23 protein-coding genes are annotated in these 24,544 nt (G+C 59.8%); 12 read left to right on the forward strand and 11 right to left on the reverse strand.

Translation table 11 applies throughout. From position 1 onward, the window contains the following. Window positions 1-65 precede the first annotated feature (65 nt). Window positions 66-1,016 (forward strand): DUF1853 family protein, encoded by a 951-nt coding sequence (locus tag KJF94_RS12305; RefSeq protein WP_214383745.1) that lies wholly within the window; start codon window positions 66-68, stop codon window positions 1,014-1,016. Between the two features lie 128 nt (window positions 1,017-1,144). On the opposite strand, the gene KJF94_RS12310 is transcribed toward KJF94_RS12305, so the two are convergent. The 4 genes from KJF94_RS12310 to KJF94_RS12325 form a co-directional block, all read right to left on the reverse strand. Further along, entirely contained in the window at window positions 1,145-2,428 is a 1,284-nt protein-coding gene (locus KJF94_RS12310; RefSeq protein ID WP_214383747.1) for an arsenic transporter, read from the reverse strand. A gap of 31 nt (window positions 2,429-2,459) precedes the next feature. After that, window positions 2,460-2,807 (reverse strand): metalloregulator ArsR/SmtB family transcription factor, encoded by a 348-nt coding sequence (locus KJF94_RS12315; RefSeq protein WP_214383749.1) that lies wholly within the window; start codon window positions 2,805-2,807, stop codon window positions 2,460-2,462. Window positions 2,808-3,023: 216 nt separating this feature from the next. Then, entirely contained in the window at window positions 3,024-3,917 is an 894-nt protein-coding gene (locus KJF94_RS12320) for a DUF2855 family protein (RefSeq protein ID WP_284681144.1), read from the reverse strand. A 40-nt stretch (window positions 3,918-3,957) separates the two neighbouring features. Next, on the reverse strand, window positions 3,958-4,518 hold the full coding sequence (locus KJF94_RS12325; protein ID WP_214383751.1) for an NADPH-dependent FMN reductase: 561 nt from the start codon (window positions 4,516-4,518) through the stop codon (window positions 3,958-3,960). Between the two features lie 174 nt (window positions 4,519-4,692). Between KJF94_RS12325 and KJF94_RS12330 the strand changes: the two genes are divergently transcribed. Together KJF94_RS12330 and KJF94_RS12335 are read left to right on the forward strand one after the other, a co-directional pair. After that, window positions 4,693-4,953, forward strand: a complete 261-nt coding sequence (locus KJF94_RS12330; protein WP_214383753.1) for a hypothetical protein — start codon at window positions 4,693-4,695, stop codon at window positions 4,951-4,953. Between the two features lie 87 nt (window positions 4,954-5,040). After that, entirely contained in the window at window positions 5,041-5,934 is an 894-nt protein-coding gene (locus KJF94_RS12335) for a LysR family transcriptional regulator (protein WP_214383755.1), read from the forward strand. On the opposite strand, the gene KJF94_RS12340 is transcribed toward KJF94_RS12335, so the two are convergent. The 5 genes from KJF94_RS12340 to KJF94_RS12360 form a co-directional block, all read right to left on the reverse strand. Next, window positions 5,900-6,514: a GNAT family N-acetyltransferase gene (locus KJF94_RS12340; RefSeq protein ID WP_214383757.1), complete on the reverse strand. Its 615-nt coding sequence runs from the start codon at window positions 6,512-6,514 to the stop codon at window positions 5,900-5,902. The two genes, KJF94_RS12335 and KJF94_RS12340, sit on opposite strands and share 35 nt — an antisense overlap. A gap of 14 nt (window positions 6,515-6,528) precedes the next feature. Then, window positions 6,529-8,784 carry an Orn/Lys/Arg family decarboxylase gene (locus tag KJF94_RS12345; RefSeq protein ID WP_214383759.1) on the reverse strand — a complete coding sequence of 752 codons (2,256 nt, stop codon included), beginning with the start codon at window positions 8,782-8,784 and terminating at the stop codon, window positions 6,529-6,531. Window positions 8,785-9,091: 307 nt separating this feature from the next. Further along, window positions 9,092-9,850 (reverse strand): DNA polymerase III subunit epsilon, encoded by a 759-nt coding sequence (dnaQ, locus tag KJF94_RS12350; RefSeq protein WP_214383761.1) that lies wholly within the window; start codon window positions 9,848-9,850, stop codon window positions 9,092-9,094. 218 nt (window positions 9,851-10,068) lie between these two features. Beyond that, window positions 10,069-10,521: a ribonuclease HI gene (gene rnhA, locus KJF94_RS12355; RefSeq protein WP_008028618.1), complete on the reverse strand. Its 453-nt coding sequence runs from the start codon at window positions 10,519-10,521 to the stop codon at window positions 10,069-10,071. A 91-nt stretch (window positions 10,522-10,612) separates the two neighbouring features. Continuing rightward, window positions 10,613-11,371, reverse strand: a complete 759-nt coding sequence (locus KJF94_RS12360; RefSeq protein ID WP_017338266.1) for a methyltransferase domain-containing protein — start codon at window positions 11,369-11,371, stop codon at window positions 10,613-10,615. A 65-nt stretch (window positions 11,372-11,436) separates the two neighbouring features. Here KJF94_RS12360 and gloB point away from each other — a divergent pair, with 65 nt between their 5' ends. The 8 genes from gloB to fabI all read left to right on the forward strand — a co-directional run bounded on the left by gloB (window position 11,437) and on the right by fabI (window position 22,253). Then, window positions 11,437-12,204, forward strand: a complete 768-nt coding sequence (gene gloB, locus KJF94_RS12365) for a hydroxyacylglutathione hydrolase (RefSeq protein ID WP_214384852.1) — start codon at window positions 11,437-11,439, stop codon at window positions 12,202-12,204. Window positions 12,205-12,303: 99 nt separating this feature from the next. Further along, complete coding sequence (locus KJF94_RS12370) at window positions 12,304-13,746, forward strand: transglycosylase SLT domain-containing protein (protein WP_214383763.1); 1,443 nt, start codon at window positions 12,304-12,306, stop codon at window positions 13,744-13,746. A gap of 310 nt (window positions 13,747-14,056) precedes the next feature. Next, window positions 14,057-15,889: an extracellular solute-binding protein gene (locus KJF94_RS12375; RefSeq protein WP_214383765.1), complete on the forward strand. Its 1,833-nt coding sequence runs from the start codon at window positions 14,057-14,059 to the stop codon at window positions 15,887-15,889. Continuing rightward, the gene (locus KJF94_RS12380) at window positions 15,886-17,727 is read left to right on the forward strand and encodes an extracellular solute-binding protein (protein ID WP_214383766.1); all 1,842 of its coding nucleotides are present in this window, start codon (window positions 15,886-15,888) and stop codon (window positions 17,725-17,727) included. Before KJF94_RS12375 ends, KJF94_RS12380 begins: the two co-directional genes overlap by 4 nt. Window positions 17,728-17,730: 3 nt before the next feature. Next, complete coding sequence (locus KJF94_RS12385; protein ID WP_084320827.1) at window positions 17,731-18,804, forward strand: microcin C ABC transporter permease YejB; 1,074 nt, start codon at window positions 17,731-17,733, stop codon at window positions 18,802-18,804. Between the two features lies 1 nt (window position 18,805). Further along, complete coding sequence (locus KJF94_RS12390; protein WP_214383768.1) at window positions 18,806-19,825, forward strand: ABC transporter permease; 1,020 nt, start codon at window positions 18,806-18,808, stop codon at window positions 19,823-19,825. A gap of 1 nt (window position 19,826) precedes the next feature. Further along, window positions 19,827-21,437 carry an ABC transporter ATP-binding protein gene (locus KJF94_RS12395; RefSeq protein WP_214383770.1) on the forward strand — a complete coding sequence of 537 codons (1,611 nt, stop codon included), beginning with the start codon at window positions 19,827-19,829 and terminating at the stop codon, window positions 21,435-21,437. 21 nt (window positions 21,438-21,458) lie between these two features. After that, entirely contained in the window at window positions 21,459-22,253 is a 795-nt protein-coding gene (gene fabI, locus KJF94_RS12400; protein ID WP_214383772.1) for an enoyl-ACP reductase FabI, read from the forward strand. A gap of 191 nt (window positions 22,254-22,444) precedes the next feature. Here the strand turns inward: fabI and KJF94_RS12405 are convergent, their stop codons facing one another. Then, on the reverse strand, window positions 22,445-23,311 hold the full coding sequence (locus tag KJF94_RS12405; protein WP_214383774.1) for a LysR family transcriptional regulator: 867 nt from the start codon (window positions 23,309-23,311) through the stop codon (window positions 22,445-22,447). A 114-nt stretch (window positions 23,312-23,425) separates the two neighbouring features. On the opposite strand from KJF94_RS12405, the gene KJF94_RS12410 reads away from it, so the two are divergent. After that, the gene (locus KJF94_RS12410) at window positions 23,426-23,851 is read left to right on the forward strand and encodes a VOC family protein (RefSeq protein ID WP_214383776.1); all 426 of its coding nucleotides are present in this window, start codon (window positions 23,426-23,428) and stop codon (window positions 23,849-23,851) included. 67 nt (window positions 23,852-23,918) lie between these two features. Here the strand turns inward: KJF94_RS12410 and KJF94_RS12415 are convergent, their stop codons facing one another. Continuing rightward, window positions 23,919-24,500 (reverse strand): GGDEF domain-containing protein, encoded by a 582-nt coding sequence (locus tag KJF94_RS12415; RefSeq protein ID WP_214383778.1) that lies wholly within the window; start codon window positions 24,498-24,500, stop codon window positions 23,919-23,921. Window positions 24,501-24,544: the final 44 nt, after the last annotated feature.

The following is a 24,544-nucleotide window of genomic DNA, read 5'->3' on the forward strand; positions in this document are numbered from 1 at the left end:
GCGCGGGATAGACAAAATCCTTTCAGCCACAAGGATGTACTCATGTTTAGGGCTATGCTCGCAAGATGATCCTATTTCCCGATTTGCTGCAGTTACCCCACCAGTTGCGCCACCCGGAGGTGCGCGACCTGGCGTGGGTCATCCTCGCGCCGCCGATGCTTGAGGTCACGCCGTGGCCGCAACGCCATCCGCTGGCCGGCAGTGACTGGGTGCAGGCGCCGGAACGGCTGGAACTCTGGCTGCGGCAACTGGATCGCGACAGTTATGACCTGCTGCACTGGCTGGCCCAGGCCCGGACCCGGCGACTGGGTCTGTACTATGAACGGCTGTGGCAATACGCCGTGCGGCATGCGCCGGGCATCGATTTGATTGCCGCCAATATGCCGATCCGCCGTGAGGGCCACACGCTCGGCGAGCTGGACATGCTGCTGCGTGATCGCGACGGCGTGCATCACCTGGAACTGGCAATCAAGCTTTACCTCGGCCCCCAAGAGGGCGACGGGCACAACACCGCGCACTGGCTAGGCCCGGGCTGCCACGATCGGCTGGACCGTAAACTGGCACACTTGAGTCAGCATCAGTTGCCGATTTCCGCCCGGCCGGAGAGCCGTGAAGTGCTGGCGGCGCTGGATATTCAGCAGTTCAGTGCGCATTTGTGGCTGGGCGGTTATCTGTTGTATCCGTGGCCGGGGCAGTCCCAATCACCGGACGGCGCGCACCCGCAGCATTTGCGCGGTAGCTGGCTGCATCAAAAGGACTGGAAGGATTTTGTCGCACAGCGTCCGTTCGGGCGCTGGCAACCCCTGCCCCGCCATGCCTGGCTGGCGCCGGCGCATTATCCGGTGGAACAGACCTGGAACGCAGAACAGCTGGAGGCGTGGCTCAGCGATCTGGAGCCGCTGGCGCCGGCGCAGTTGCTGGTGCGGTTGATCGAGAATGCCGATGAGGATTGGGAAGAGGCAGAGCGGTTGTTTCTGGTGGCGGATCTTTGGCCGAATGTGCCGGGCAGTGGTTGAGATTTAGGGTGAATGGGCGGGCCTCATCGCGGGCAAGCCCGCTCCCACAGGACTAGTGTCGAATACAAAACTGGCGAACGGCACGAAACCTGTGGGAGCGGGCTTGCCCGCGATAGGGCCAACCCGGTCTAGATAGACAACCGCACAGCCAACGCCGCCAGCGTCACCAGCAACACCGGCACCGTCAAAACAATCCCGACCTTGAAGTAATACCCCCACCCGATACGGATATTCTTGCGCTGCAGCACATGCAGCCACAACAACGTCGCCAGGCTGCCGATCGGCGTAATCTTCGGCCCCAGGTCACTGCCAATGACGTTGGCGTAGATCATTGCCTCCTTCACCACACCTGTTGCCTGACTGGCATCGATCGACAGCAGGCCGATCAGCACCGTCGGCAGATTGTTCATCATCGACGACAGCAACGCGGTCAGCACACCGGTGCCCATTGCTGCACCCCAGACGCCATAACCGGCAAAACCGTCCAGCCAGCCCGCCAGATACCCGGTGAGCCCGGCGTTGCGCAGTCCGTAGACCACCAGATACATGCCCAGCGAGAAAATCACGATCTGCCACGGCGCTTCTTTCATCACCTTGCGCGTGGAAATCTTGTGACCTCGGGCCGCAATGGCCAGCAGCAACGCCGCGCACACCGCCGAAATGGCACTGATGGGAATCCCCAGCGGTTCCAGCGCAAAACAGCCGAGCAACAGGATCAGCAACACCACCCAACCTGCGAAAAATGTCGCCTTGTCGTGGATGGCGCTGGCCGGATGCGCCAGTTGCTCAGGATCGTAATCCTTGGGAATGTCGCGCCGGAAGAACCACATCAGCACCGCCAGCGTCGCCGCTACGCTGACCAGATTGACCGGGATCATCACCGCCGCGTAGCGATTGAAGCTGATGTGGAAGAAGTCGGCGGAAACGATATTCACCAGGTTCGACACCACCAGCGGCAGACTTGCAGTGTCGGCGATGAACCCGGCGCCCATCACGAATGCCAGCGTCGCCGCCGGCGAAAAACGCAGCGCCAGCAACATGGAAATCACGATGGGCGTGAGAATCAGCGCCGCGCCGTCATTGGCAAACAGCGCCGAGACCAGCGCGCCGAGCAGCACCATGTAGGCAAACAACTTGCGGCCACTGCCACGCCCCCAACGCGCGACATGCAACGCCGCCCACGCAAAGAACCCTGCCTCATCCAGCAACAGGCTGATGATGATCAGCGCGACAAAGGTGCCGGTGGCGTTCCAGATGATCTGCCATACCAACGGAATGTCAGTCAGGTGCACCACGCCGAAAATCAGCGCCAGCACTGCGCCGAATACCGCGCTCCAGCCGACGCCCAGACCTTTGGGTTGCCAGATCACCAGGGTGATAGTCAGCAGAAAAATCAACGACGCGACAAGCATCCGGAGCAGCCTTCAAAAAGTGGAGAAAAAATCAGCAGCAGCGAACCGGCCGGTCAGCCATCGCCTGCAAACGTGCGACATCGGCGGCGAGCCATTCAACGTTGGCGGCCAGTGCCCCCTGCAACAGCGTGAGGACCCACGGCGATAGTTGCGGATGCAGACGATAAAACACCCACTGCCCCTGCCGACGATCCGCCAGCAGCCCGTTGCTGCGCAATTGCGCCAGATGACGAGAGATCTTGGGTTGGCTGAGGTCCAGCCCGGCAGTCAACTCACACACGCACAACTCGCCTTCGCGGGCGATCAGCATGGCGATACGACTGCGCGTGTCATCGGCCAGGGCCTTGAAAATATCGACGGGACCATGGGAATCGGACATGAGGGAACACGCCTCCAGACAAACGAGGCGTGAATATATGGAATTTCGAATATTCAGTAAAGCAAAGTTTCCGGACTCCCACTTGCTCCCGCTGGGCTGCAACGCAGCCCCAACACCTGAGAATTCATTGTGCCAGACACACCTTAATGACAGGTTTTGCGACTGCTGCGCAGCCGAGCGGGAGCAAGCTCCCTCGCCACAGGATGCGACACCCACTCACAACCGGATCACATGCCCCTCCACCGGCGCGATCTGCCCATGAAACAACCGGGAAATGACGTTCTGCGCCGCTTCATAGCCCTCACTCTCAACCACTTCCAGCAACGGGTTTTCCGCCGCGGTCACTTGCCGATAAAAACGCTGCAAGCCCTCACCAATATGCCGACTGACGCCTTCCGGGCCCCAGTCAGCATTGCGCTTGCGGATCTGAATCGGTGCAAAAAAGAACACTGGCTGCGGCCCCTCGATGGCCGTCAACCGTGCTTCTTCGGTGCTCTGCGCAGAACCGGCGAAGCAGCTGTAAAGCAATTGCCCGGCAAAGTGCTGGTGCACCCGGTCACGTAAACCCAGGTCACCGGAAAAATCCACATAGAGCGTTGGACGGTCATTGGCCAGGCTCGCCAGTTCTGCGCAGGACACCGTTCGCTCATAACAACCGAGCTTTTCGACGAACGCCTTGTTGTCGGCAGACGTCAGCGCCACTCGTTCCAGACCGGGCTGATTGTCCAGGCACACCGCCGTGCCGTAGGCGGTTTTGCTCGAAGCACTGGAGAACACCAGCCGGGTCGCGCCGAAGAACTGATTGTCCTGTAGGAAATCTGCCAGCATCGACGAGGTCAGAAACAGCGGCTTGAGCAAAATCTGCAGGTTTTCGGTTTCAGGTCGGTAGTACGAATCCCAGCTGCAACGGGTGTATTGGTTGTAAGCCGACGTCAGCGCCTGCCGATGTTGCGAAGCATCATAGAAACCACGCGCGGTAACACGTTCCGGGCGCATCCATAGATGGCTGGCAATCGGAAAATAGCCGTAGAAGCGCTCGCCTACCCTTACGCCCTCAATCGTCGAAGCAATCACATCGGCAAAACCCCAGGCCGGTATGTGGCCCCACAACCCTGTAAGAGCTAGCGGTGCGGCGGATTACGGATATTTGTCAGACCTTCTTGTGCTGTTCGACCCACTTCCCATAAGCATCAATGAATTTCTGCAGGAACGGCCTGACCGACTCCGACAGGTTGCCGGCCTCGTCGAACGCCGATCCTGCCCCGCTCAGGTAGGCTTCCGGCTGCTGCATGCACGGCACATCGAGAAAAACCATGGACTGACGCAGGTGATGGTTGGCACCAAACCCGCCGACCGCCCCCGGTGAAACGCTGATCACCGCCCCGGGCTTGCCACCCCAGGCACTCTTGCCGTAGGGACGCGAACCCACGTCGATCGCGTTCTTCAGGGGCGCCGGTACCGAACGGTTGTATTCCGGGGTCACGAACAGCAACGCGTCGGATGAACTCACTTGTTGTCGGAAAGTGCTGTAGGCTGCCGGCGGTGAAGCACCATCGATGTCTTCGTTGTACAGCGGCAAGTCGCCAATTTCGACGATGTTAAGTTTGAGATTCGCAGGAGCCAGATCGGCCAGGGCCAACGCGACCTTGCGATTGATCGATTCCTTTCTCAAGCTGCCGACCAGCACGGCGATCGTATAGACGTTGCTCATGGAAGATTCTCGACTGTCCGATGGAAGAGCTTGTAGTTATAGATGACGATTCACACAGCGGACGACTGAAAATGCCGTCCCTGACTATTTTTTTCCTGTAGGAAAACTTACCTCGCCCAACCACGGTCTACAGAACCGCAAATTGAGTGATTTATCTCCAGAGGTTCTAAGCAGATGGCAGCAGTACTCGTCGGTCAGTTCCATGCAAGAGACGCGGAAGGCCGTGTCTATTCCGTGCATGAGTTCCAGGAATCCACCCCGTCGGCAGACGGTCTCGCCGGCTCCGTGCCTGTCACCACTTACAAACTGGCCATTGGCGATCGCGTCAAGAAACTCGATGACAACCAGTTTTTGCTGGTGCAATCGGATGTCACCATCGTGCGCGAGCCCGACACTTATGTCGGCAGCCTGCCGGAAACCAACGTCGCCTCATAACCTCGCGTTATGAGCAGAAGTCTTATGCGCGGACTTGGGTTAGGATCAGTCACTGACTCCCTCACCTGCTGAACATGGACTTCACGCATGCGTTTACGTCATATCGAAGTGATACAGGCGCTTCTGCAGACCGGTCACCTGGGCACCGCCGCCGAATGGTTGCAGCTACCAGTGGCCGAGGTCGAAAGCATTCTGCGTGACGCTGAGAGTCAGTTGGGTTTCATGTTGTTTTCCAGCGTGCGTGGACGCTTGCAGGCCACGCGCGAGGCGCGGGAGTTGCAGGTCGAAATCGCCCACGTCTACGAGGCGCTCGAACCGGTCCAGCGTTTGGCCAGCAGCCTCAAGCAGTATCAGGCCCCACCCCTTCGCATCATTTGCACGCCGCCCCTTGCTCAACAGTTGTTGCCCCAGAGCATCGCGGCCCTGCGCCGGCGTCTGCCCGACGTGCCTTGCAGCCTGTTGAGCCAGCCCACCCGCGACATCGTCCGAAGCCTGCTGCTGCGCGAAAGCGATCTGGGCCTGAGCCTGCACGATCCCGACCACGCGGATATTCATTGTCAGGTCATTGCCCAGGGCAAACTGCAACTGTTGGCGCCCCACGGCTGGCTGCAACCGAAGCAGAAGTACATTTCGCTGCAAGACCTGGCGGGCCAGTCGATGGTCGGCCTGGAAGGTCATGATCCGCTGAGCCCGGCGCTCGACAACAAACTGCACGGGCTGCGCCCTGCTCCCGTCGTCCACACTCGGGTGCAGACGCACCAGATGATGCGCAGCATGGTCGAGGCCGGTGAAGGGCTGGCGATTGTCGACCCGTTCACCGCACTCGGGGCCAAATCCGCTGGCCTGGACGCCTGCCCGCTGGCGCCCGCCGTACCGATCAGCGTCTACGCACTGACCTTGAAGAACGGCGAGCCTTCCCCGGCCGCTCAGGCATTGCTGGATATCGTCACGGAACAAGCCGTGGCGATGTTGGCGAGCTGATCGGGTTTTCCAGCGGGTTATCGAACAATCGATACCAGAACAACGCAATCTCGGCGGTGTTGGGGTCAATGCCGCGATAGCGCAGATGATCGATTCCGCCAATCACATACCCGCAACGTTCATAGAGCCGGCAGGCCCCCAGGTTATTGTTCTGGGTTTCAAGCATGATGCCCGGCAGTTTCTTCTTGCGACTCCAGAACTGCGCCACATCCAGCAGCGCCTTGGCCACGCCATGTCGCCGTGCCGGCGCATGCACCGCCAGCTCATCGATGTGGGCAAAACCGTTCCAGTTGGTGCTGACCACCAGGTGACCCACCGGCTCATCGTCGAGATAAGCCATGAAAATCGCACTGTCGGCGGCATCGCGGAAACTGCTGAATTCCTCGGGATCAATGCCATAGCACTTACGGTAGGGGGTGATCGGCGTCACTGGCCACTGGTCCACCGGTTTGCCGATTTCGGCTGCGCCATAGGCCGCGACTTCAAAACTGAAATCACTGCCCCAGATATAAGCGGCGAAACCATCGTCGGCAACGCGCACCGACAGCCCTGGGTATTTCGGATTCATGACCGGTTGCATACTGGGAAAGGTCCTCACTCCTTGATGCAATCGACGGTGTAATGCCGCCCATTGCCCTCGTCTTCGTGTTGCAAGCCGTGCACATCGGCGACAAACCCCGGAAAACTGCTGTCGAACGTGCGGGCAAACGCCAGGTAATCGATGATCGAGCGGGTCGACTCGGTGAAGCGTTCGCCGGGCATGATCAACGGGATCCCCGGCGGGTACGGTACCAGCATGACGGCGGCGATGCGGCCGTCCAGCGCATCGATCGACACTGCCTCCACCTCGCCACGCACCAGTTGATCATAGGCGTCGGCCGGCTTCATGGCGATTTCCGGCAGCACCGTGTACATACGCTTGAGATGTTTGGCCGTGGCATTGCTGCGGTAACAGGCGTGCAGTTGATCGCACAGATCGCGCAACCCCATGCCCTTGTAACGCGCGCCGTCCTGCTGCGCCACGCACGGCAGGCACGTCGCCAGGCTGACGTTGCCGTCATAGCTGCGCTTGAACTCCAGCAACTCGGTCAGCAGCGTGCTCCATTTGCCCTTGGTGATACCCATGGAAAACAGTACCAGGAATGAATACAAACCAGTCTTCTCGACCACCAGTCCGCGCTCCCAGAGAAACTTGCTGACCACCGCCGCCGGAATCCCCCGTTCGCTCAACGCGCCGCCTGCGGTGAGGCCCGGCATCACCAGCGTGACTTTGATCGGATCGAGCAGCACATAGTCGTCGGTCACGCCGCCAAAGCCGTGCCAGTCGGCGTCGGGTTGCAGCAGCCAGTCTCCGGTGACGACGCGCTCGATGCCTTCCACCGACGGCGGCTGCCAGATGGAAAACCACCAGTCATCGGCAGCAATGTGCTGTCGCAGGTTCGCCAGCGCCCGGCGAAAACTCAAGGCCTCGTCGAACATTTCCTGTAACAAGGAACGACCGGCCGGGCCTTCCATCATGGCCGAAGCCACATCCAGCGAGGCAATGATGCTGTATTGCGGCGACGTGGAGATGTGCATCATGAACGCTTCGTTGAAACGGTCGCGGTCCAGTTGCCGGGCGCCGCCATCCTGAACGTGAATCATCGAGGCCTGACTGAATGCCGCCAATAGTTTGTGCGTGGAATGGGTGGTGAACACCAGCGGGCTGTCTTCGCTGCGGGAAGTGCCCATGCCGTAACGCCCGGCAAAAAACTCGTGAAACGCCGCATAGGCATACCAGGCCTCATCGAAATGCAGCACTTCGACGCTGTTGCCCAGGCTTTGCTTGATCAGTTCGGCGTTGTAGCAGAGGCCGTCATAGGTGGAATTGGTCACCACCGCCAGTTTGACTTTGGGTGCGCGGCCCTTGGTCAGCGGGCTGGCATCGATCTTGGCCTGGATCGACTCGCGGCTGAATTCGCTCAGCGGAATCGGGCCGATGATCCCCAGTTCGTTACGTTCCGGGCACAAGTACAACGGAATGGCGCCGGTCATGATGATCGAGTGCAGCACCGACTTGTGGCAATTGCGATCCACCAGCACCAGGTCATCGCGGGCAACCATGGAATGCCAGACGATCTTGTTGGCGGTAGACGTGCCATTGATCACGAAAAAAGTGTGATCGGCGCCGAAGTTGCGCGCCGCTCGCGCCTCCGCCTCAGCCAGCGGGCCGGTGTGATCGAGCAACGAACCCAGTTCCGGCACCGACACCGATAAATCCGAACGCAGGGTGTTTTCTCCGAAAAACTGGTGAAACGCCTGCCCTACCGGGCTCTTGTGATACGCCACGCCGCCGCCATGGCCGGGCGTGTGCCAGGAATAATTGGAGTCGGCGGTGTGTTGCACCAAAGCCTTGAAGAACGGTGGCAGCAGGCCATCCAGGTATTTGCGCGCGGCTCGCGCGACCTGCCGTGCCAGAAACGGCACGGTGTCTTCGAACAAATAGAGAATGCCACGCAGCTGATTGAGCTCGTCCATGGCATCGGCCGGAGCGTTTTCCAGCGTCACTTGCTCACCCAGGGCGAAGATCGGCAAGTCCGGCGCACGCACCCGCGCCAGGCTGATCAGTTCGGCCATGTTCTGCAGCAAATGTGAGTCGGCGCTGGGGTCCTCGGCGGCGATCAACATGCACGAGAGACCGTGATGGGTCGACGCGACCAGCCGCCCCTCGGTGTAATCCACCGCCGAGACAATGCTGAAGCCTTCCTGCTCCAGCTCACGGGCGATGCCACGCACGCGATCACCGGCGACGGTGTCGGCCTTGATGTCGCGATGGACGATCAGGACCGGGAATTTCAAATCTTTGTACATGGGGCTCAGTGTCCTGAGGCGGCAGGCCTTGGCCTGCCAATAACCTCAGGGTAGAGGGTTGGAGCGCATGTGGCGAGTGTAATGCCCGGAAGCGGGCCGGTGGGTGCACCATGGTGAAGCGCGAAAACCTGGAGCCACGACAATCTTTTGTGGCGAGGGAGCTTGCTCCCGCTGGGGCGCGAAGCAGCCCTCTGCATTTCTTCAGACACACTGTATTGCCGGGATCACGACTGCTTCGCCCGAGCGCGGACCGGCCGGCGGGAGCAAGCTCCCTCGCCACAAAAGCCCTTTCAACTCATCGACGGTTTCAGGCCTGAGCTTCAGCCTCGGCGAGTTGCACCCACAGGGCCGGGGCTCCCGCAGATTTGGCGATGGCTTCCATCCGCGCAACGTGCCGGGCCAGATCGTCTTCGCTGGCGCGAATGATCCGCGTCGGCTGACGGTCGGCCGGCAAGCGGCGGATTTCGGTGGCGGAGTTGTCCGCGCCTTCGCCGGAGCCATTGCCATCGGACGCGTTGCCGGCCAGCGACAGGCTGGTCTGGCCGCCGGTCATGGTCAGGTAAACGTCGGCGAGAATCTCGGAGTCGAGCAAGGCGCCGTGAAGTTCACGGCCGGAGTTGTCGACGCCATAACGTTTACACAAGGCGTCGAGGCTATTGCGCTGCCCAGGGTGACGTTCCCGGGCCATCATCAGGGTGTCGAGGATCGAGCAGTGTTGCGTGATGTCCGCACGATCGTGCTGACCCATCAGGGCGAATTCGTTGTTGATGAACCCAACGTCGAACGCCGCGTTATGGATGATCAGCTGCGCGCCCTTGATGAATTCGAAAAACTCATCGGCCACTTCAGTGAAGCGTGGCTTGCCCACGAGGAACTCGTTGGTAATGCCGTGGACGCCGATGGCGCCTTCGTCACTTTCGCGGTCCGGTTGCAGGTAAACGTGGAAATGCCGGCCCGTCAGGCGCCGACCGATCAACTCGACACAACCGATTTCGATAATCCGGTGGCCGTCTGTCACCGGCATGCCGGTGGTTTCGGTATCGAGTACAACGGATCTGGTGGCCATCAGTGCTCAGCTCTCAACGGGTCAATCGTGCAAAAGCGGCGATGTTAACACGCTCGCCGGAGTCTTTCAGATAGACCGTATTGCCCCAATCGCCGGCAAGCCGGTCTCGCTCCCACACTAGATCTTCAGTGAACACAAAATCTGTGATCGACAACGATCAAATGTGGGAGCGAGCCTGCTCGCGATGGCCGTGACGCGGTACATCCGTAGAGTGGAAATCAAGCCTGCTTGTACCCGCGCACTTCATCAACGCCACGGTTAGCCAGCTGGTCAGCCCGTTCGTTGCCGTGATGCCCGATGTGCCCGCGTACCCATTTCCAGGTAACGTTGTGACGGTTGACCTGCTCATCCAGCAACTTCCACAGGTCAGCGTTCTTCACCGGTTCTTTCGCCGCCGTTTTCCAGCCGCGCTTCTTCCAGTTGTCCATCCACTCGTTGATGCCTTTCATCACGTACTGGGAGTCGGTCACCAGCAGCACGTCGCAGGAACGCTTGAGTTCTTCCAGCCCGCGGATCGCGCCCATCAGCTCCATGCGGTTGTTGGTGGTATTGGCTTCGCCGCCCCAGAGTTCTTTTTCAACGCCCTTGCACACCAGCAATGCGCCCCAGCCGCCTGGGCCAGGGTTGCCTTTGCAGGCGCCGTCGGTGAAGAGTTCTACGCTATCGCTCATGCCAATCTATCCAGAAAATGCGGTGGCTCGCCGATCAGCGATCGACGATGCCCGAGGCCGGGACAAATCCGGCCGGGAATAAAAACAGGTATTACGGTTCGATATTGCGTCGGTTGACCTTGGCCATCGGCAAGGGAATCAGCTTGCCCATCGGTTCGCGACGCTCCTGACGAAGCGGACGCAGACCCACCACTATCTTGCGCGCGACCAATAAATAGAAGCCGCCGCCAGACAATTGCCAATCACCGGCCTTGCGCTCCCAGCCGGCCAGACGGGCTTGCCAGGCAGGGGACGCAAGCGGCGGACGATAGCACCCGAAGCGGCGTTTCTCCAGCGCGAAGCCCAGCAGGTTCAACCAGTCGCCGACCCGTGACGGCGAAATGCAGCGGGCCTTGCGCAAGGCGTCATGGGCAAACACGTGGCGCAAACCCCACGTGCTCCAGGGGTTGATTCCGACAATCAGCAGATGCCCGCCGGGGCGGACGCTACTCGCCGCTTCACGCAGCAAACCGTGGGGCGAGAGGCAGAAATCCAGACCATGCTGCAGCACCACTACATCGGCGGCATGCTCGCTCAACGGCCAGGCTTGTTCTTCACAGACGATTTCGACACCCGGCAACGGCGCACCGAGCCGCACATTGCGCTGGACCTGCGGTGCCGACGGTGGGGTCTCGGCCGAAGGACCGTAATGCACCAGATAGCCACCGAAGAAGCGCCCCAACTCGTCTTCGAGCATGCGGCGTTCTTCATCCAGCAGAAATTGCCCGAGGGGGCCGGACAGCCATTCACGGGCCGCGCTGATCAAGGCCAGCCAGTCAGGATCAGCCTGAGCGAACGCTTTATCGGTCATTGCATTCTCCAACGCGCCAGGAAGTTCTAAGATGCACCATTGTTTTCCGCTTGGCGAATCCGACGATGATACAGATCACAGCCCTGCCCGCCTTCACCGACAACTACATCTGGTTGTTACAAGACCCCGACACCCGGCGCTGTGCCGTGGTCGATCCGGGCGATGCCGCGCCGGTGCAGGCCTGGCTTGCGGCCAATCCGGGCTGGGTGCTGAGTGACATTCTGATCACTCACCATCATCACGACCATGTCGGCGGCGTCGAGCAGCTGAAAAAAGCGACAGACGCGAAGGTCTATGGCCCGGCCAGCGAAACCATCCCGGCGCGGGACGTCGCGCTCAAGGACAACGATCGCATCAACGTGCTGGGTTGGGACTTCGATGTGATCGCCGTTCCCGGCCATACCCTGGGGCACATCGCCTTCTACCATGAGGGATCGTTGTTTTGCGGTGACACCCTATTCGCCGCCGGTTGCGGGCGCCTGTTCGAAGGCACGCCCGAGCAAATGCATACGTCGCTGACGCGCCTCGCTTCGTATCCCGAGGATACGCGGGTGTATTGCACCCATGAATACACCTTGAGCAATCTGCGCTTTGCGGCAGCGGTCGAGCCCGGCAACCCGCACACCGCCGAACGCCTTGCCAAAGTCACCGAACAACGGGAAGCCGGAATCATCACGCTGCCCTCTACGCTGGGCCTTGAAAAGCTGACAAACCCGTTTTTGCGCACTCGCGAAACATCCGTTAAAGAAAAAGTGGACGAACGGAATCGAACCGATATCCGGGCTCCCAGTGCGGTTTTTGCTGCCCTGCGCGCTTGGAAAGATACGTTCTAAACAGCGTTGTCGTTGGTGCGAAAAATCTGAATGGTTGACCGCAGGGGGTGCGCTTTCTAGAATCGCCCGACATTTTTGCCCGGAACTTACTTCCAGCCAATGTCGTCATCTATTCGTAAAGCCATCAATTCAGACGCATTGACCCGCTTGGCTCAAGCCATAGCGGTGGCTGTGTCCGCCACATTGGCGGGCTGTTCCAGCCATGTGCCGCAGACCGAAGCGGCCCACACTCCCAATATCGCCGCTCGAGCCAAACAGAAGCCTATCTGGCTCAGCGAAAAGCCGACCCCGCAAATTCCACAGGACGTCTGGGAGCGCATGCGCCAGGGCTTCCAGTTGCAGGAAGGCCTGGGCGTCAACCCACGCATCGAGCAACAGCGCCTGTGGTTCGCCAGCAACCCGTCTTTCCTCGAAAACGCCGGCGAACGCGGCAGCCTCTACATTCACTACATCGTCGAACGCCTTGAAGAACGCAACATGCCGCTGGAACTGGCGCTGCTGCCAGTGATTGAAAGCGCCTACAACCCGATGGCCTATTCCCGGGCCGATGCGGTTGGCTTGTGGCAATTCATTCCTTCCACCGGGCGTTATTTCAATCTGCGTCAGACCCGTTTCTATGATGGCCGTCGCGACATCACCGCCTCGACCACCGCCGCAATGGATTACCTGACCCGCCTGCACGACATGTTCAACGGCGATTGGCTGCTGGCCCTGGCAGCCTACAACGCCGGTGAAGGCACGGTCAGCCGGGCCATCGAGCGCAACGAAAGGCTCGGCCTGCCAACCGATTACTGGAACCTGCCACTGCCGGCCGAAACCCAGGCCTATGTGCCGAAGCTGCTGGCCTTGTCGCAAGTGGTGCTGGCGCCGGAAGCCTACGGCGTAAACCTGAATCCGATCGCCAACGAACCGTACTTCCAGGTCGTCGAAATCAACCAGCGCATGGACCTGTCCAAGGTGGCCGCGGTGGCCAATATCGACGAAGACGAACTGTTCCAGCTCAACCCGGCCTTCAAGCAGCGCACTACCATCGACGGGCCCCAGCACTTGCTGGTGCCGACGTCCAAGGCGCAGCTGCTGACCGCCAGCCTGTCGACCATGCGTCCCGAAGAGTTGATCAGCAAGAAGTCGCTCAAGCCGGTTTTCGAAGGTGCTGATGAATCCGAAATCGCCAGCCTCAAACGCGCCTACCGTGTAAAACGCGGCGACAACCTGGCCGCCATCGCCAAGGCCAACAAGGTCGACGTCAAGGACCTGCAGCGCTGGAACAAAATGACCGGCAAGAACCTCAAGGTCGGCCAGACGCTGGTGATGCAGGAAAAGTCCAAAGGCAGCGCCGGACGCGTCAACACCGTCGTGGCGGCCAATACCAAGACGAAGACCAAGACGCCGCAGACCCAATACAAGGTCCAGCAAGGTGATTCGCTGTACATCGTGGCCAAGCGTTTCAACGTTGAAATGCAGCACCTCAAGCGCTGGAATCCGCGTGTCGGCCAAGCGCTGAAGCCGGGGCAGATGCTGACGGTTGCTTCGCCACACTAAAAAGAGCCCCTGACTTCAGGGGCTTTTTTTTCCTGCAACCCGGCGGGACATTGTGGCGAGGGAGCTTGCTCCCGCTGGGTTGCGAAGCAGCCCCAAAACCTGAAACCCGGTGATTTCTGACACGCCCTGTCCGTATGTTTACGACTGCTTCGCAGCCGCGCGAGAGCAAGCTCCCTCGCCACAAGTTCTGCGATCCGTCGGACCTTCACCTCACAATTAACCACGCATTAAATCCCCGTCTTTTTCCTGTCCATACAAGCTGTTACTGTACGGCCCACAAAGCCCAAGCCGCCTGGATCGGATCTCTGACTTGAAGCGTCCCCTCCTCCTGCTCCTGATCAGCCTGGCCTTGAGCTCCCCCGCAAGCGCGACGATCAGCGAAAGCCATGGTTATGCGCAGTTCGGCACGCTCAAGTACCCGGCCAGATTTACCCACTTCGACTGGGTCAACCCGCAAGCGCCCAAGGGCGGTACGTTGCGGGTGATGGCGTTTGGCACCTTCGATACGCTCAACCCCTACACATTCAAGGGCTCGAGCCCGGTCTCCACCGCGAACTTCCTGCAATACGGCATCAATGAGCTGAACGAACCGCTGATGGTCGGCACTGGCCAATACGCACCGTCCGGCGACGAGCCGACGTCCAGTTATGGCCTGATCGCCCAATCGGTGGAATACAGCGAAGACCGCAGTTGGGTGGTGTTCAACCTGCGCCCCGAAGCACGGTTTCACGATGGCACGCCGATTACCGCGTACGACGTCGCGTTCTCTTACCGGTTGCTGCTCAAGGAAGGCCATCCGCAATACCGCACCAATCTTCAGGAAGTGTTGCGGGTGGACGTGCTCAACCCGCAGCGCATCCGTTTTGTTTTCAAGCGCGCCGGGAATCCGCTGCTGATCCTGCGCCTGGGCGAGTTGCCGGTGCTGCCGCAGCATTACTGGAAAGGTCGCGACTTCAAGGCCACCACCTTCGAGCCGCCGCTGGGCAGCGGCCCTTATCGCATCACCTCGGTCACGCCCGGGCGCCAGATCGTGTTCGAACGGGTCAAGGATTACTGGGGCAAAGACCTGCCGGTCAATCGCGGCAAGTACAACTTCGATCGCATGGAAGTCGAGTTCTACCGCGACAGCGACGTCGCGTTCGAAGCGTTCAAGGCCGGCGAGTTCGATATCTATATCGAGCATCAGGCGAAGAACTGGGAAAACGGATACAACTTCCCGGCCGTGCGACGGGGCGATGTCATCAAGGCGCAGATCCCGCACCAGATCCCGACCCAAAGCCAGGGCCTGTTCATGAACACCCGGCGAGCGGCGTTCTCCGACGCCAGGGTCCGTGAAGCGCTGGGGCTGATGTTCGACTTCGAGTGGACCAATCGCACACTGTTCAGCGGCTCCTATAAACGCGCCATGAGTTACTACCCCAACAGTGAGTTCTCGGCCACTGGCCTTCCGGTCGGTCATGAATGGTTGATGCTCAAGCCCTACCGGGAGCAATTGCCCGCCAAGCTGCTCACCGAGCCGTTCAGCCTGCCGCAGACCCAAGGGCGCGGCATTCCAAGGGAAACCATGCGCAAGGCCCTCAGCCTGCTCGCGGAAGCCGGCTGGAAGCTTGACGGCCAACACGTACAGAACGCGGCCGGACAACCGTTGCGCCTGGAAATCCTGCTGGTCAACCCGAACCTGGAACGCATCCTCCAGCCTTATGTCGAGAACCTCGCCAGCATCGGCATCGATGCCCGGTTGCGCACGGTGGACCGCGCCCAATACAAACAGCGCCTCGACCAGTTCGATTTCGACATGATCCTGATGACCCTCAACCAGACCCTCAGTCCCGGCCTTGAGCAATGGCAGTATTTCCATTCCAGTCAGGTCGGGGTCAAGGGCAGTAAAAACTACGCGGGCATCGCCAACCCGGTGGTCGATCATTTACTTGAACAATTGCTCGCCGCCCAGACCCGCGATGAACAGGTTGCCGCCGGCAAAGCCCTGGACCGCGTGCTGCTGTGGCAGCACTACATCATTCCCAACTGGTACCTCAGTTATCACCGCCTGGCCTACCGCAACCGGTTCGCCTTTGTCACCACGCCGCCCTACACCCTGGGCCTGAGCGCGTGGTGGCTGAAGTCTTCGGAGAAAGATCGATGAAACCCGTACGTGCCCTGCTCTTGCAGGCCAGCGGCCTGTTGTTCGCCGGGCTGGCCTGCGCCGCCCCGCAACATGCCCTGACCTTGTACAACGAGCCGCCGAAATACCCGGCCGACTTCAAGCATTTCGACTATGTGAACCCGGATGCGCCCAAAGGCGGAATCTTTCGCCAGGCCGGGTTCGGTGGCTTCGACAGCCTCAACCCGTTCATCAGCAAAGGCGTACCGGCCGACGATATCAGCCTGATCTACGACACCCTGGCCAAACAAGGCCTGGATGAGCCGTTCACCGAATACGGCTTGGTCGCCGGCAAGATCGAAAAGGCCCCGGACAACAGCTGGGTGCGCTTCTACCTGCGCCCCGAAGCGCGTTTCCACGACGGGCACCCAATCCGTGCCGAAGACGTGGTGTTCAGCTTCCAGACCCTGATCAAGGACGGCGCCCCGCTGTACCGCGGTTACTACAGCGATGTCGAAGAAGCCGTCGCCGAAGACCCGCTCACCGTGCTGTTCAAGTTCAAGCACAACAACAACCGCGAGCTGCCGCTGATCCTCGGCCAGCTGCCGGTACTGCCCAAACATTGGTGGGCGACCCGGGATTTCAACAAGGGCAACCTGGAAATTCCGCTGGGCAGCGGTCCGTACAAGGTCAGCGAGGTGAAGGCCGGGCGCTCGATTCGCTATGAGCGGGTCAAGGATTACTGGGGCAAGGACCTGCCGGCCAACCGTGGTTTCTACAACTTCGACGTGATGACCACCGATTATTACCGCGACAACACCGTGGCCCTGGAAGCACTCAAGGCTGGTCAGTTCGATTACTGGCTGGAAATGAGCGCGAAGAACTGGGCCAACGCCTACAACATCCCGGCGGTCACCGAAGGTCGGCTGAACAAGGAACAGATCCCCAACGGCAACCCGACCGGCATGCAGGGTTTTGTGTTCAACCTGCGCCGCCCGGTGTTTCAGGACGTGCGCGTGCGCCAGGCACTGACACTGCTGCTGGACTTCGAATGGACCAACAAGCAACTGTTCAACGGCGCCTATGTGCGCACCCGCAGTTACTTCGAAAACTCGGAAATGGCTGCCACCGGTTTGCCGGATGCCAATCAGCTTGAAATTTTGAATCCGTTCCGCGGCAAGATCCCGGAGCAAGTGTTCACCGAGGCTTTCCAGAACCCGGTCACCGATGCCAGCGGCATGATCCGCACGCAGCAGCGCAAGGCCTATCAACTGCTGCAAGAGGCAGGCTGGCGGATCGTCGACGACAAAATGGTCGACGCCAACGGCAAACCGGTGAACATCGAATTCCTGCTGGCCCAGACCGAATTCGAGCGGGTGCTGCTGCCGTTCAAGCGCAACCTCAGCGATCTGGGTATCGACCTGGTGATCCGCCGGGTCGACGTTTCGCAGTACATCAACCGCGTTCGTTCACGTGACTTTGACATGATCGTCGGCAGCTTCCCGCAGTCCAACTCGCCGGGTAACGAACAGCGTGAATTCTGGATGTCTGCCGCCGCCGACAAACCCGGCAGCCGCAACTCCATGGGTTTGAAAGACCCGGTGGTGGACCAGTTGGTGGAGCAATTGATAAACGCCGAGTCGCGCAACAGTCTGGTGGCCCACGCCCGCGCACTGGACCGCGTGCTGCAATGGGGCTATTACGTGATCCCCAACTGGCACATCAAAACCTGGCGCGTGGCTTACTGGAACCACATCGGCCACCCGAAAATCTCTCCCAGATACGACATCGGCACGGCCACCTGGTGGATCAAGCCAAACGTGGCACCGGCGATAGAAGTCGAAACCAAACTGCAAGCCGACCCTGTGGGCACGGAGTAATAGATGCTGGCGTATATTTTTCGGCGACTGCTGCTGATCATCCCGACCTTGTTCGGCATCCTGCTGATCAACTTCGTGATCATCCAGGCCGCCCCCGGTGGGCCGGTGGAGCAGATGATTGCCAAGCTCGAAGGCTTCGAAGGCGCCACCAGCCGCATTGCCGGCGGCGGTGCCGAAGTGTCGGTGGCCGGTTCCGCCTATCGCGGAGCGCAGGGCCTGGACCCGATGCTGGTCAAGGAAATCGAGCACATGTACGGCTTCGACAAATCGGCGCCGGAACGCTTGTGGATCATGGTCAAGAACTACGCCACCCTGGACTTCGGCGACAGCTTCTTCCGCGACGCCAAGGTCATCGACCTGATCAAGGAAAAAATGCCCGTATCGATTTCCCTCGGGTTGTGGAGCACGCTGATCATGTACCTGGTGTCGATCCCGCTGGGGATCGCCAAGGCCACGCGGCATGGCAGCCACTTCGATGTGTGGACCAGCTCGGCGATCATCGTCGGCTACGCGATCCCGGCGTTCCTGTTCGCCATCCTGTTGATCGTGGTGTTCGCCGGCGGCAGCTATTTCGACTGGTTCCCGCTACGGGGACTGACCTCGAACAACTTCGATGAACTGAGCATGGGCGGCAAGGTGCTCGATTACTTCTGGCACCTGGCGTTGCCGGTGACCGCTCTGGTGATCGGTAACTTCGCGACCATGACCCTGCTCACCAAAAACAGCTTCCTCGATGAAATCAACAAGCAGTATGTGGTGACGGCGAAAGCCAAAGGCCTGACCAATCACCGCGTGCTTTACGGGCATGTTTTCCGTAACGCCATGCTGCTGGTGATCGCCGGTTTCCCGTCCGCCTTCATCGGGATTTTCTTCACCGGTTCGTTGTTGGTCGAGGTGATTTTTTCCCTCGACGGGCTGGGGCTGATGAGTTTCGAAGCCGCGATCAACCGCGATTACCCGGTGGTCTTCGGCACGCTGTTCATCTTTACCCTGCTGGGGCTGGTGGTGAAACTGATCGGCGATCTCACCTACACCTTTGTCGATCCGCGCATCGATTTCGAAAGCCGGGAGCATTGAGATGAACCTGTCCCCTCTCAATCGCCGCCGTTTCGAACTGTTCAAGGCCAACAAGCGTGGCTGGTGGTCGCTGTGGCTGTTTCTCGTGCTGTTCGGCCTGAGCCTCGGTGCCGAACTGATCGCCAACGACAAACCGCTGGTGGTGCATTACGACAACAGCTGGTACTTCCCGGCGGTCAAGCGTTACCCGGAAACCGCGTTCGGTGGCGAGTTCCCGCTGGAAGCCAACTACAAGAGCCCGTACATCCGCGAACTGCTCAAGGCCAAGGACGCCTGGGTGCTGTGGGCGCCGATTCCCTACAGTTACCAAAGCATCAACTACGACCTGAAAGTCCCGGCCCCGGCGCCACCGTCGGCTGACAACCTATTGGGTACTGACGATCAGGGGCGCGACGTGTTGGCGCGGGTGATTTATGGCTTCCGGATTTCGGTGTTGTTCGCGCTGACGCTGACCATTCTCAGCTCGATCATTGGTGTGATTGCGGGCGCCTTGCAGGGTTTCTATGGCGGCTGGGTGGATCTGGCCGGGCAGCGTTTCCTGGAGATCTGGTCCGGGTTGCCGGTGCTGTATCTGCTGATCATTCTGGCCAGCTTTGTCCAGCCGAATTTCTGGTGGTTGTTGGGGATCATGCTGCTGTTCTCGTGGATGAGCCTGGTGGACGTGGTGCGTGCCGAGTTCCTGCGTGGGCGTAACCTTGAATACGTGCGCGCCGCCCGGGCACTGGGCATGCAAAATGGTGCGATCATGTTCCGCCATATCTTGCCCAACGCCATGGTTTCGACCATGACCTTCATGCCATTCATCCTGACCGGCGCCATCGGCACGCTGACCGCGCTGGACTTCCTGGGTTTCGGTTTGCCGCCCGGCGCACCGTCGCTGGGTGAGCTGGTGGCCCAGGGCAAATCCAACCTGCAAGCGCCGTGGCTCGGCATGAGCGCGTTTGCGGTGTTGGCGTTGATGTTGAGTTTGCTGGTGTTCATCGGCGAGTCCGCTCGCGATGCCTTCGACCCGAGGAAGTGAAATGAATCAGGACAATCTGATCGAAGTGCGCGACCTGTCCGTCGAATTCGTCGTCGGCGATCGCTGTCAGCGCGTGGTCGAAGGCGTCAGCTTCGACATCAAGCGCGGCGAAACCCTGGCGCTGGTGGGTGAAAGCGGTTCCGGCAAATCGGTGACCGCGCACTCGATCCTGCGCTTGCTGCCCTACCCGCTCGCCCGGCATCCGTCCGGCACCATCGAGTATTCCGGGCAAGACCTGCTGAGCCTGAAAGAGAAAACCATCCGCCACATTCGCGGCAACCGGATCGCGATGATCTTTCAGGAGCCGATGACTTCGCTCAATCCGCTGCACTCGATCGAGAAGCAGATCAATGAAGTCCTCGGCATCCACAAAGGTTTGATCGGCAAAGTCGCGACCAAACGCACGCTGGAGTTGCTGGAGATGGTCGGCATTCCGGAACCCGAGAAGCGCCTGAAAGCCCTGCCCCACGAATTGTCCGGTGGCCAGCGTCAGCGGGTGATGATCGCTATGGCCCTGGCCAACGAGCCGGAACTGCTGATCGCCGATGAACCGACCACCGCGCTGGACGTGACCGTTCAGCTGAAAATCCTCGAATTGCTCAAGGAATTACAGGCCCGCCTGGGCATGGCGTTGCTACTGATCAGTCACGATTTGAACCTTGTACGAAGAATTGCGCATCGCGTATGTGTCATGCAGCGCGGTTGCATCGTCGAACAGGCATCGTGCGAAGAGTTGTTCCGCGCACCGCAGCATCCGTACACTCGGGAACTGTTGGCAGCGGAGCCCAGCGGCAAGCCGGCGACCAATGTCATTGGCCCGCCCTTGCTGCAGGTCGAGGACCTGAAAGTCTGGTTCCCGATCAAGAAAGGTTTGCTGAAAAAGACCGTCGACCACATCAAAGCGGTGGACGGGATAAACTTCAGCCTCCCTCAGGGGCAGACGCTGGGGATTGTGGGAGAAAGCGGTTCGGGCAAGTCGACACTCGGTCTGGCGATTTTGCGGCTGATTGGCAGCAAAGGCGCGATCCGTTTTGAAGGCAAACAGCTAGACTGCCTGACGCAGCAACAGGTTCGGCCACTGCGTCGGGAGATGCAGGTGGTGTTTCAGGACCCGTTCGGCAGCCTGAGCCCACGGATGTGCGTGAGCCAGATCGTCGGCGAAGGCCTGCGGATCCACAAGATGGGCACCGAGGCGGAACAGGAACAAGCGATTATTGCGGCACTCAAGGAGGTAGGTCTGGATCCGGAAACCCGGCACCGCTACCCCCACGAATTTTCCGGCGGGCAACGGCAGAGAATCGCCATTGCCCGGGCATTAGTGCTAAAACCGGCGCTGATATTGCTGGACGAGCCGACATCGGCCCTCGACCGGACAGTGCAGCGCCAAGTGGTGGAGCTGCTGCGTTCACTGCAAACCAAGTACAACCTGACGTATCTGTTTATCAGCCATGACCTGGCTGTCGTCAAAGCGCTGAGCCACCAGCTGATGGTGGTCAAGCATGGCCAAGTGGTCGAACAGGGAGACGCGCAAAGTATCTTTGCCGCCCCCCAACATCCGTATACACAGCAGTTGCTGGAAGCCGCTTTCCTGGCACCAGCCACTGCGCAATAACCTGAAAGAGAGGAGCAACACATGGGTTTTCTCGCCGGTAAGCGCGTACTGATCGTCGGTGTCGCCAGCAAGCTGTCCATCGCATCCGGCATCGCTGCCGCCATGCATCGCGAGGGCGCTGAGCTTGCCTTCACTTATCAGAACGACAAACTCAAGGGTCGTGTCGAAGAGTTCGCACAAAGCTGGGGTTCCAACCCTGACCTGTGCTTCCCGTGCGACGTGGCCAGCGATGAAGAAATCGCCAAGGTCTTCGAAGCGCTGAGCAAGAAGTGGGACGGCCTGGACTGCATCGTGCACTCCGTTGGCTTCGCCCCGGGCGACCAACTGGACGGCGACTTCACCGAAGCCACCACCCGTGAAGGTTTCCGTATCGCTCACGACATCAGCGCCTACAGCTTCGTGGCTCTGGCCAAGGCTGGCCGCGAAATGATGAAAGGCCGCAACGGCAGCCTGCTGACCCTGTCGTACCTGGGCGCTGAGCGCACCATGCCGAACTACAACGTAATGGGCATGGCCAAGGCTTCGCTGGAAGCAGGCGTGCGTTACCTGGCCGGCTCCCTGGGCCCGGACGGCACCCGCGTCAACTGCGTATCGGCCGGCCCGATCCGCACCCTCGCCGCTTCCGGCATCAAGAACTTCCGCAAGATGCTGGCTGCCAACGAAGCGCAAACCCCGCTGCGTCGCAACGTCACCATCGACGAAGTCGGCAACGCCGGCGCCTTCCTGTGCTCGGACCTGGCGTCGGGCATCAGCGGTGAAATCATGTACGTGGACGGTGGTTTCAACACCACGGCCATGGGCAGCCTCGAAGAGTAATCTTCGGCTCGGCAACTAAAAAACCCGCCTCGATAGGCGGGTTTTTTGTGCCTGCGATTTCAGCCTTGACGCTGTCCCCTGTGGGAGCGAGACCGGCTTGCCGGCGATAGCGGTGTGTCAATCGCCATCAATGTTGACTGATACACCGCTATCGCCGGCAAGCCGGTCTCGCTCCCACAGGGGGTTTGTGGTTAGCTTCCGATTTGGGCCAGGCACTTGGCAAACAACTGCTGGATCGGCTGCATGCGCTGGCTGTAACGCTGCAACAGCACAATCTCGCGGTAGAACGTCAACTCGCCCAACCGGATGATCCTGACCTTCGCGCCATATTCAAGCCACAACCCGGCTTCGGGAAGCAGCGACACACCCAATCCGCATTCGACCATTTTGACGATGGCCTCCAGCTCATCCAGTTCCAGGGCCACTTGCACATCAATCTGCTGCTCACGCAGAAACCGTGTCACCAGCCGGCCGCCGAATGAATTGCGGTCGTAGCACACATGGGGATGGTTCGTGAGGATCTGCAACGGGTCATCACCCTCAAGCTCCGGCGGCACGATCAGCACAAACGGTTCCCTGCGGATGACCTGCGCCGACAGCTCCTTGGGCAGTTCAAAGGGCGGTTTGATCAGGATCGCCAGATCCACTTCGCCGGTGTCGACCTGGCTCAACAGGTTCAGCGACACGCCGGGCACCAGTTTCGGTTCAAGCAAGGGTGCTTGCTGACGCAGACGCAGCAACGCCTGGGGCAGAAGCCCGGTCTGGGCCGTGGCCACGGCGCCAATCTTCAACTCGCCGCGATACTCACTGACATCGTCACTGACTGACATACGACTGAAGGTTTCCAGCATTTCCCTGGCCATCGGCAAGGCCCGTTGCCCCGCCGCATTGAGAATCGCCTGACGCCCGGTGCGGTCAAACAGCCGAATGCCCAGCGCCTGTTCCAGGTTGCGCATCTGCGCACTGACTGCCGACTGCGTCAGGCCGATATGCATGCCGGCCGCAGCAAACGTTCCATAACGCGTCACGGCGATAAAGGTCTTCAGTTCACGCAGCATGACATTCTCGATTGATCAATATTATTTGAGCTCGACACGAAAACTATCGTCTTTCAATCGAAAAGCACAGCGCTAAACTCCAGTTCAACCACCGTTAATCTGCGAGGCACAGCGATGCAACTCTCCCCTTTTCACCTGGCCATCCCGGTCTATGACCTTGCTGCAGCCCGGACTTTTTACCGTGACGTCTTCGGCCTGGAGGAAGGCCGCTCAAGCGACCATTGGGTCGACTTCAACTTCTTCGGCCACCAGTTGGTGATTCACCTGGCGCCGAAAAACGCCTCTCAGGAAGCGGCGCACACCAACGCTGTGGACGGGCACGACGTGCCGGTGCCGCATTTTGGCGTGGTATTGGGGATGGACGAATGGGAAGGCCTGGCTGAACGCTTGAAAGCGCTTGATACCCGATTCGTGATTGAACCGGGGATTCGGTTTCAGGGGTTGGTGGGAGAACAGGCGACGATGTTTCTGTTTGATCCTTGCGGGAATGCGCTTGAGTTCAAGGCGTTCAAAGACATCAACCAGTTGTTTGCCAAATGAATATAAGGTGATTTTGAGGGCCTCCTGCTAGCGATGAGGCCCGTTCATACACCGCTGAACTTCCAGCCTACCTGTGCAACGCCCTCTCAGCCTCAATCAGCAATTCATCGATCGAATGGTGAAGACGGGCGTCATATTCAACCTGCCCAATGCTGAAACGAATGTCATAACCACGACGCGTCGTGGCATTACGTTCGTCGAGGATTTCTTCGAGCCGCGCCTTGATCGCGGTCAGTTCCACAGCGCTTGAACCCGTCAACAAAGCGACAAATTCGTCATCGCCCAACCGACCGATCACATCGCTTTCGCGAAAGGCGATACGCAGCACGTCAGCAAAGGTTTTCAGCGCATCGTCACCTTCGGCACGACCGTAGAGATAGTTGATGTGCTTGAAGTCATCGAGGTCGAAAAACAGCAAAGTGGCCGGTATTTCCAGGCGCTGACAGGTTTCCAGCCCCAGTTGGGCCAGTGAAGTGAAGCCGTGGCGATTGGAGAGCAGCGTCAGCTCATCCATGCTCGCCATGGTCACGCCGATCACTTCCTGCTCGGCCTGGCGCGCCCTGTCACGCAGTACTTCGCGTGCCTGTTGCGGCGAAAGCGAAGGGTCTGCGCTAGCGCCGTGTTTGACCGGTTTGCCTGGGATCAGCATTACTTACTCCAGTGGCGGATATGTACTTTAGAGTCGCCCCTACC

The sequence above is a fragment of the Pseudomonas hormoni genome (assembly GCF_018502625.1).
Taxonomy (GTDB): Bacteria; Pseudomonadota; Gammaproteobacteria; order Pseudomonadales; family Pseudomonadaceae; genus Aquipseudomonas; species Aquipseudomonas hormoni.

Excerpts from the sequence above, each read along its gene's own strand:
- KJF94_RS12305 (WP_214383745.1), top strand. The coding sequence starts at position 66 with ATGATCCTATTTCCCGATTTGCTGCAGTTACCCCACCAGTTGCGCCAC.
- KJF94_RS12310 (WP_214383747.1), bottom strand. The coding sequence starts at position 2,428 with ATGCTTGTCGCGTCGTTGATTTTTCTGCTGACTATCACCCTGGTGATC.
- KJF94_RS12315 (WP_214383749.1), bottom strand. The coding sequence starts at position 2,807 with ATGTCCGATTCCCATGGTCCCGTCGATATTTTCAAGGCCCTGGCCGAT.
- KJF94_RS12325 (WP_214383751.1), bottom strand. The coding sequence starts at position 4,518 with ATGAGCAACGTCTATACGATCGCCGTGCTGGTCGGCAGCTTGAGAAAG.
- KJF94_RS12330 (WP_214383753.1), top strand. The coding sequence starts at position 4,693 with ATGGCAGCAGTACTCGTCGGTCAGTTCCATGCAAGAGACGCGGAAGGC.
- KJF94_RS12335 (WP_214383755.1), top strand. The coding sequence starts at position 5,041 with ATGCGTTTACGTCATATCGAAGTGATACAGGCGCTTCTGCAGACCGGT.
- KJF94_RS12340 (WP_214383757.1), bottom strand. The coding sequence starts at position 6,514 with ATGCAACCGGTCATGAATCCGAAATACCCAGGGCTGTCGGTGCGCGTT.
- KJF94_RS12345 (WP_214383759.1), bottom strand. The coding sequence starts at position 8,784 with ATGTACAAAGATTTGAAATTCCCGGTCCTGATCGTCCATCGCGACATC.
- dnaQ (WP_214383761.1), bottom strand. The coding sequence starts at position 9,850 with ATGGCCACCAGATCCGTTGTACTCGATACCGAAACCACCGGCATGCCG.
- rnhA (WP_008028618.1), bottom strand. The coding sequence starts at position 10,521 with ATGAGCGATAGCGTAGAACTCTTCACCGACGGCGCCTGCAAAGGCAAC.
- KJF94_RS12360 (WP_017338266.1), bottom strand. The coding sequence starts at position 11,371 with ATGACCGATAAAGCGTTCGCTCAGGCTGATCCTGACTGGCTGGCCTTG.
- gloB (WP_214384852.1), top strand. The coding sequence starts at position 11,437 with ATGATACAGATCACAGCCCTGCCCGCCTTCACCGACAACTACATCTGG.
- KJF94_RS12370 (WP_214383763.1), top strand. The coding sequence starts at position 12,304 with ATGTCGTCATCTATTCGTAAAGCCATCAATTCAGACGCATTGACCCGC.
- KJF94_RS12380 (WP_214383766.1), top strand. The coding sequence starts at position 15,886 with ATGAAACCCGTACGTGCCCTGCTCTTGCAGGCCAGCGGCCTGTTGTTC.
- KJF94_RS12385 (WP_084320827.1), top strand. The coding sequence starts at position 17,731 with ATGCTGGCGTATATTTTTCGGCGACTGCTGCTGATCATCCCGACCTTG.
- KJF94_RS12390 (WP_214383768.1), top strand. The coding sequence starts at position 18,806 with ATGAACCTGTCCCCTCTCAATCGCCGCCGTTTCGAACTGTTCAAGGCC.
- KJF94_RS12395 (WP_214383770.1), top strand. The coding sequence starts at position 19,827 with ATGAATCAGGACAATCTGATCGAAGTGCGCGACCTGTCCGTCGAATTC.
- fabI (WP_214383772.1), top strand. The coding sequence starts at position 21,459 with ATGGGTTTTCTCGCCGGTAAGCGCGTACTGATCGTCGGTGTCGCCAGC.
- KJF94_RS12405 (WP_214383774.1), bottom strand. The coding sequence starts at position 23,311 with ATGCTGCGTGAACTGAAGACCTTTATCGCCGTGACGCGTTATGGAACG.
- KJF94_RS12410 (WP_214383776.1), top strand. The coding sequence starts at position 23,426 with ATGCAACTCTCCCCTTTTCACCTGGCCATCCCGGTCTATGACCTTGCT.
- KJF94_RS12415 (WP_214383778.1), bottom strand. The coding sequence starts at position 24,500 with ATGCTGATCCCAGGCAAACCGGTCAAACACGGCGCTAGCGCAGACCCT.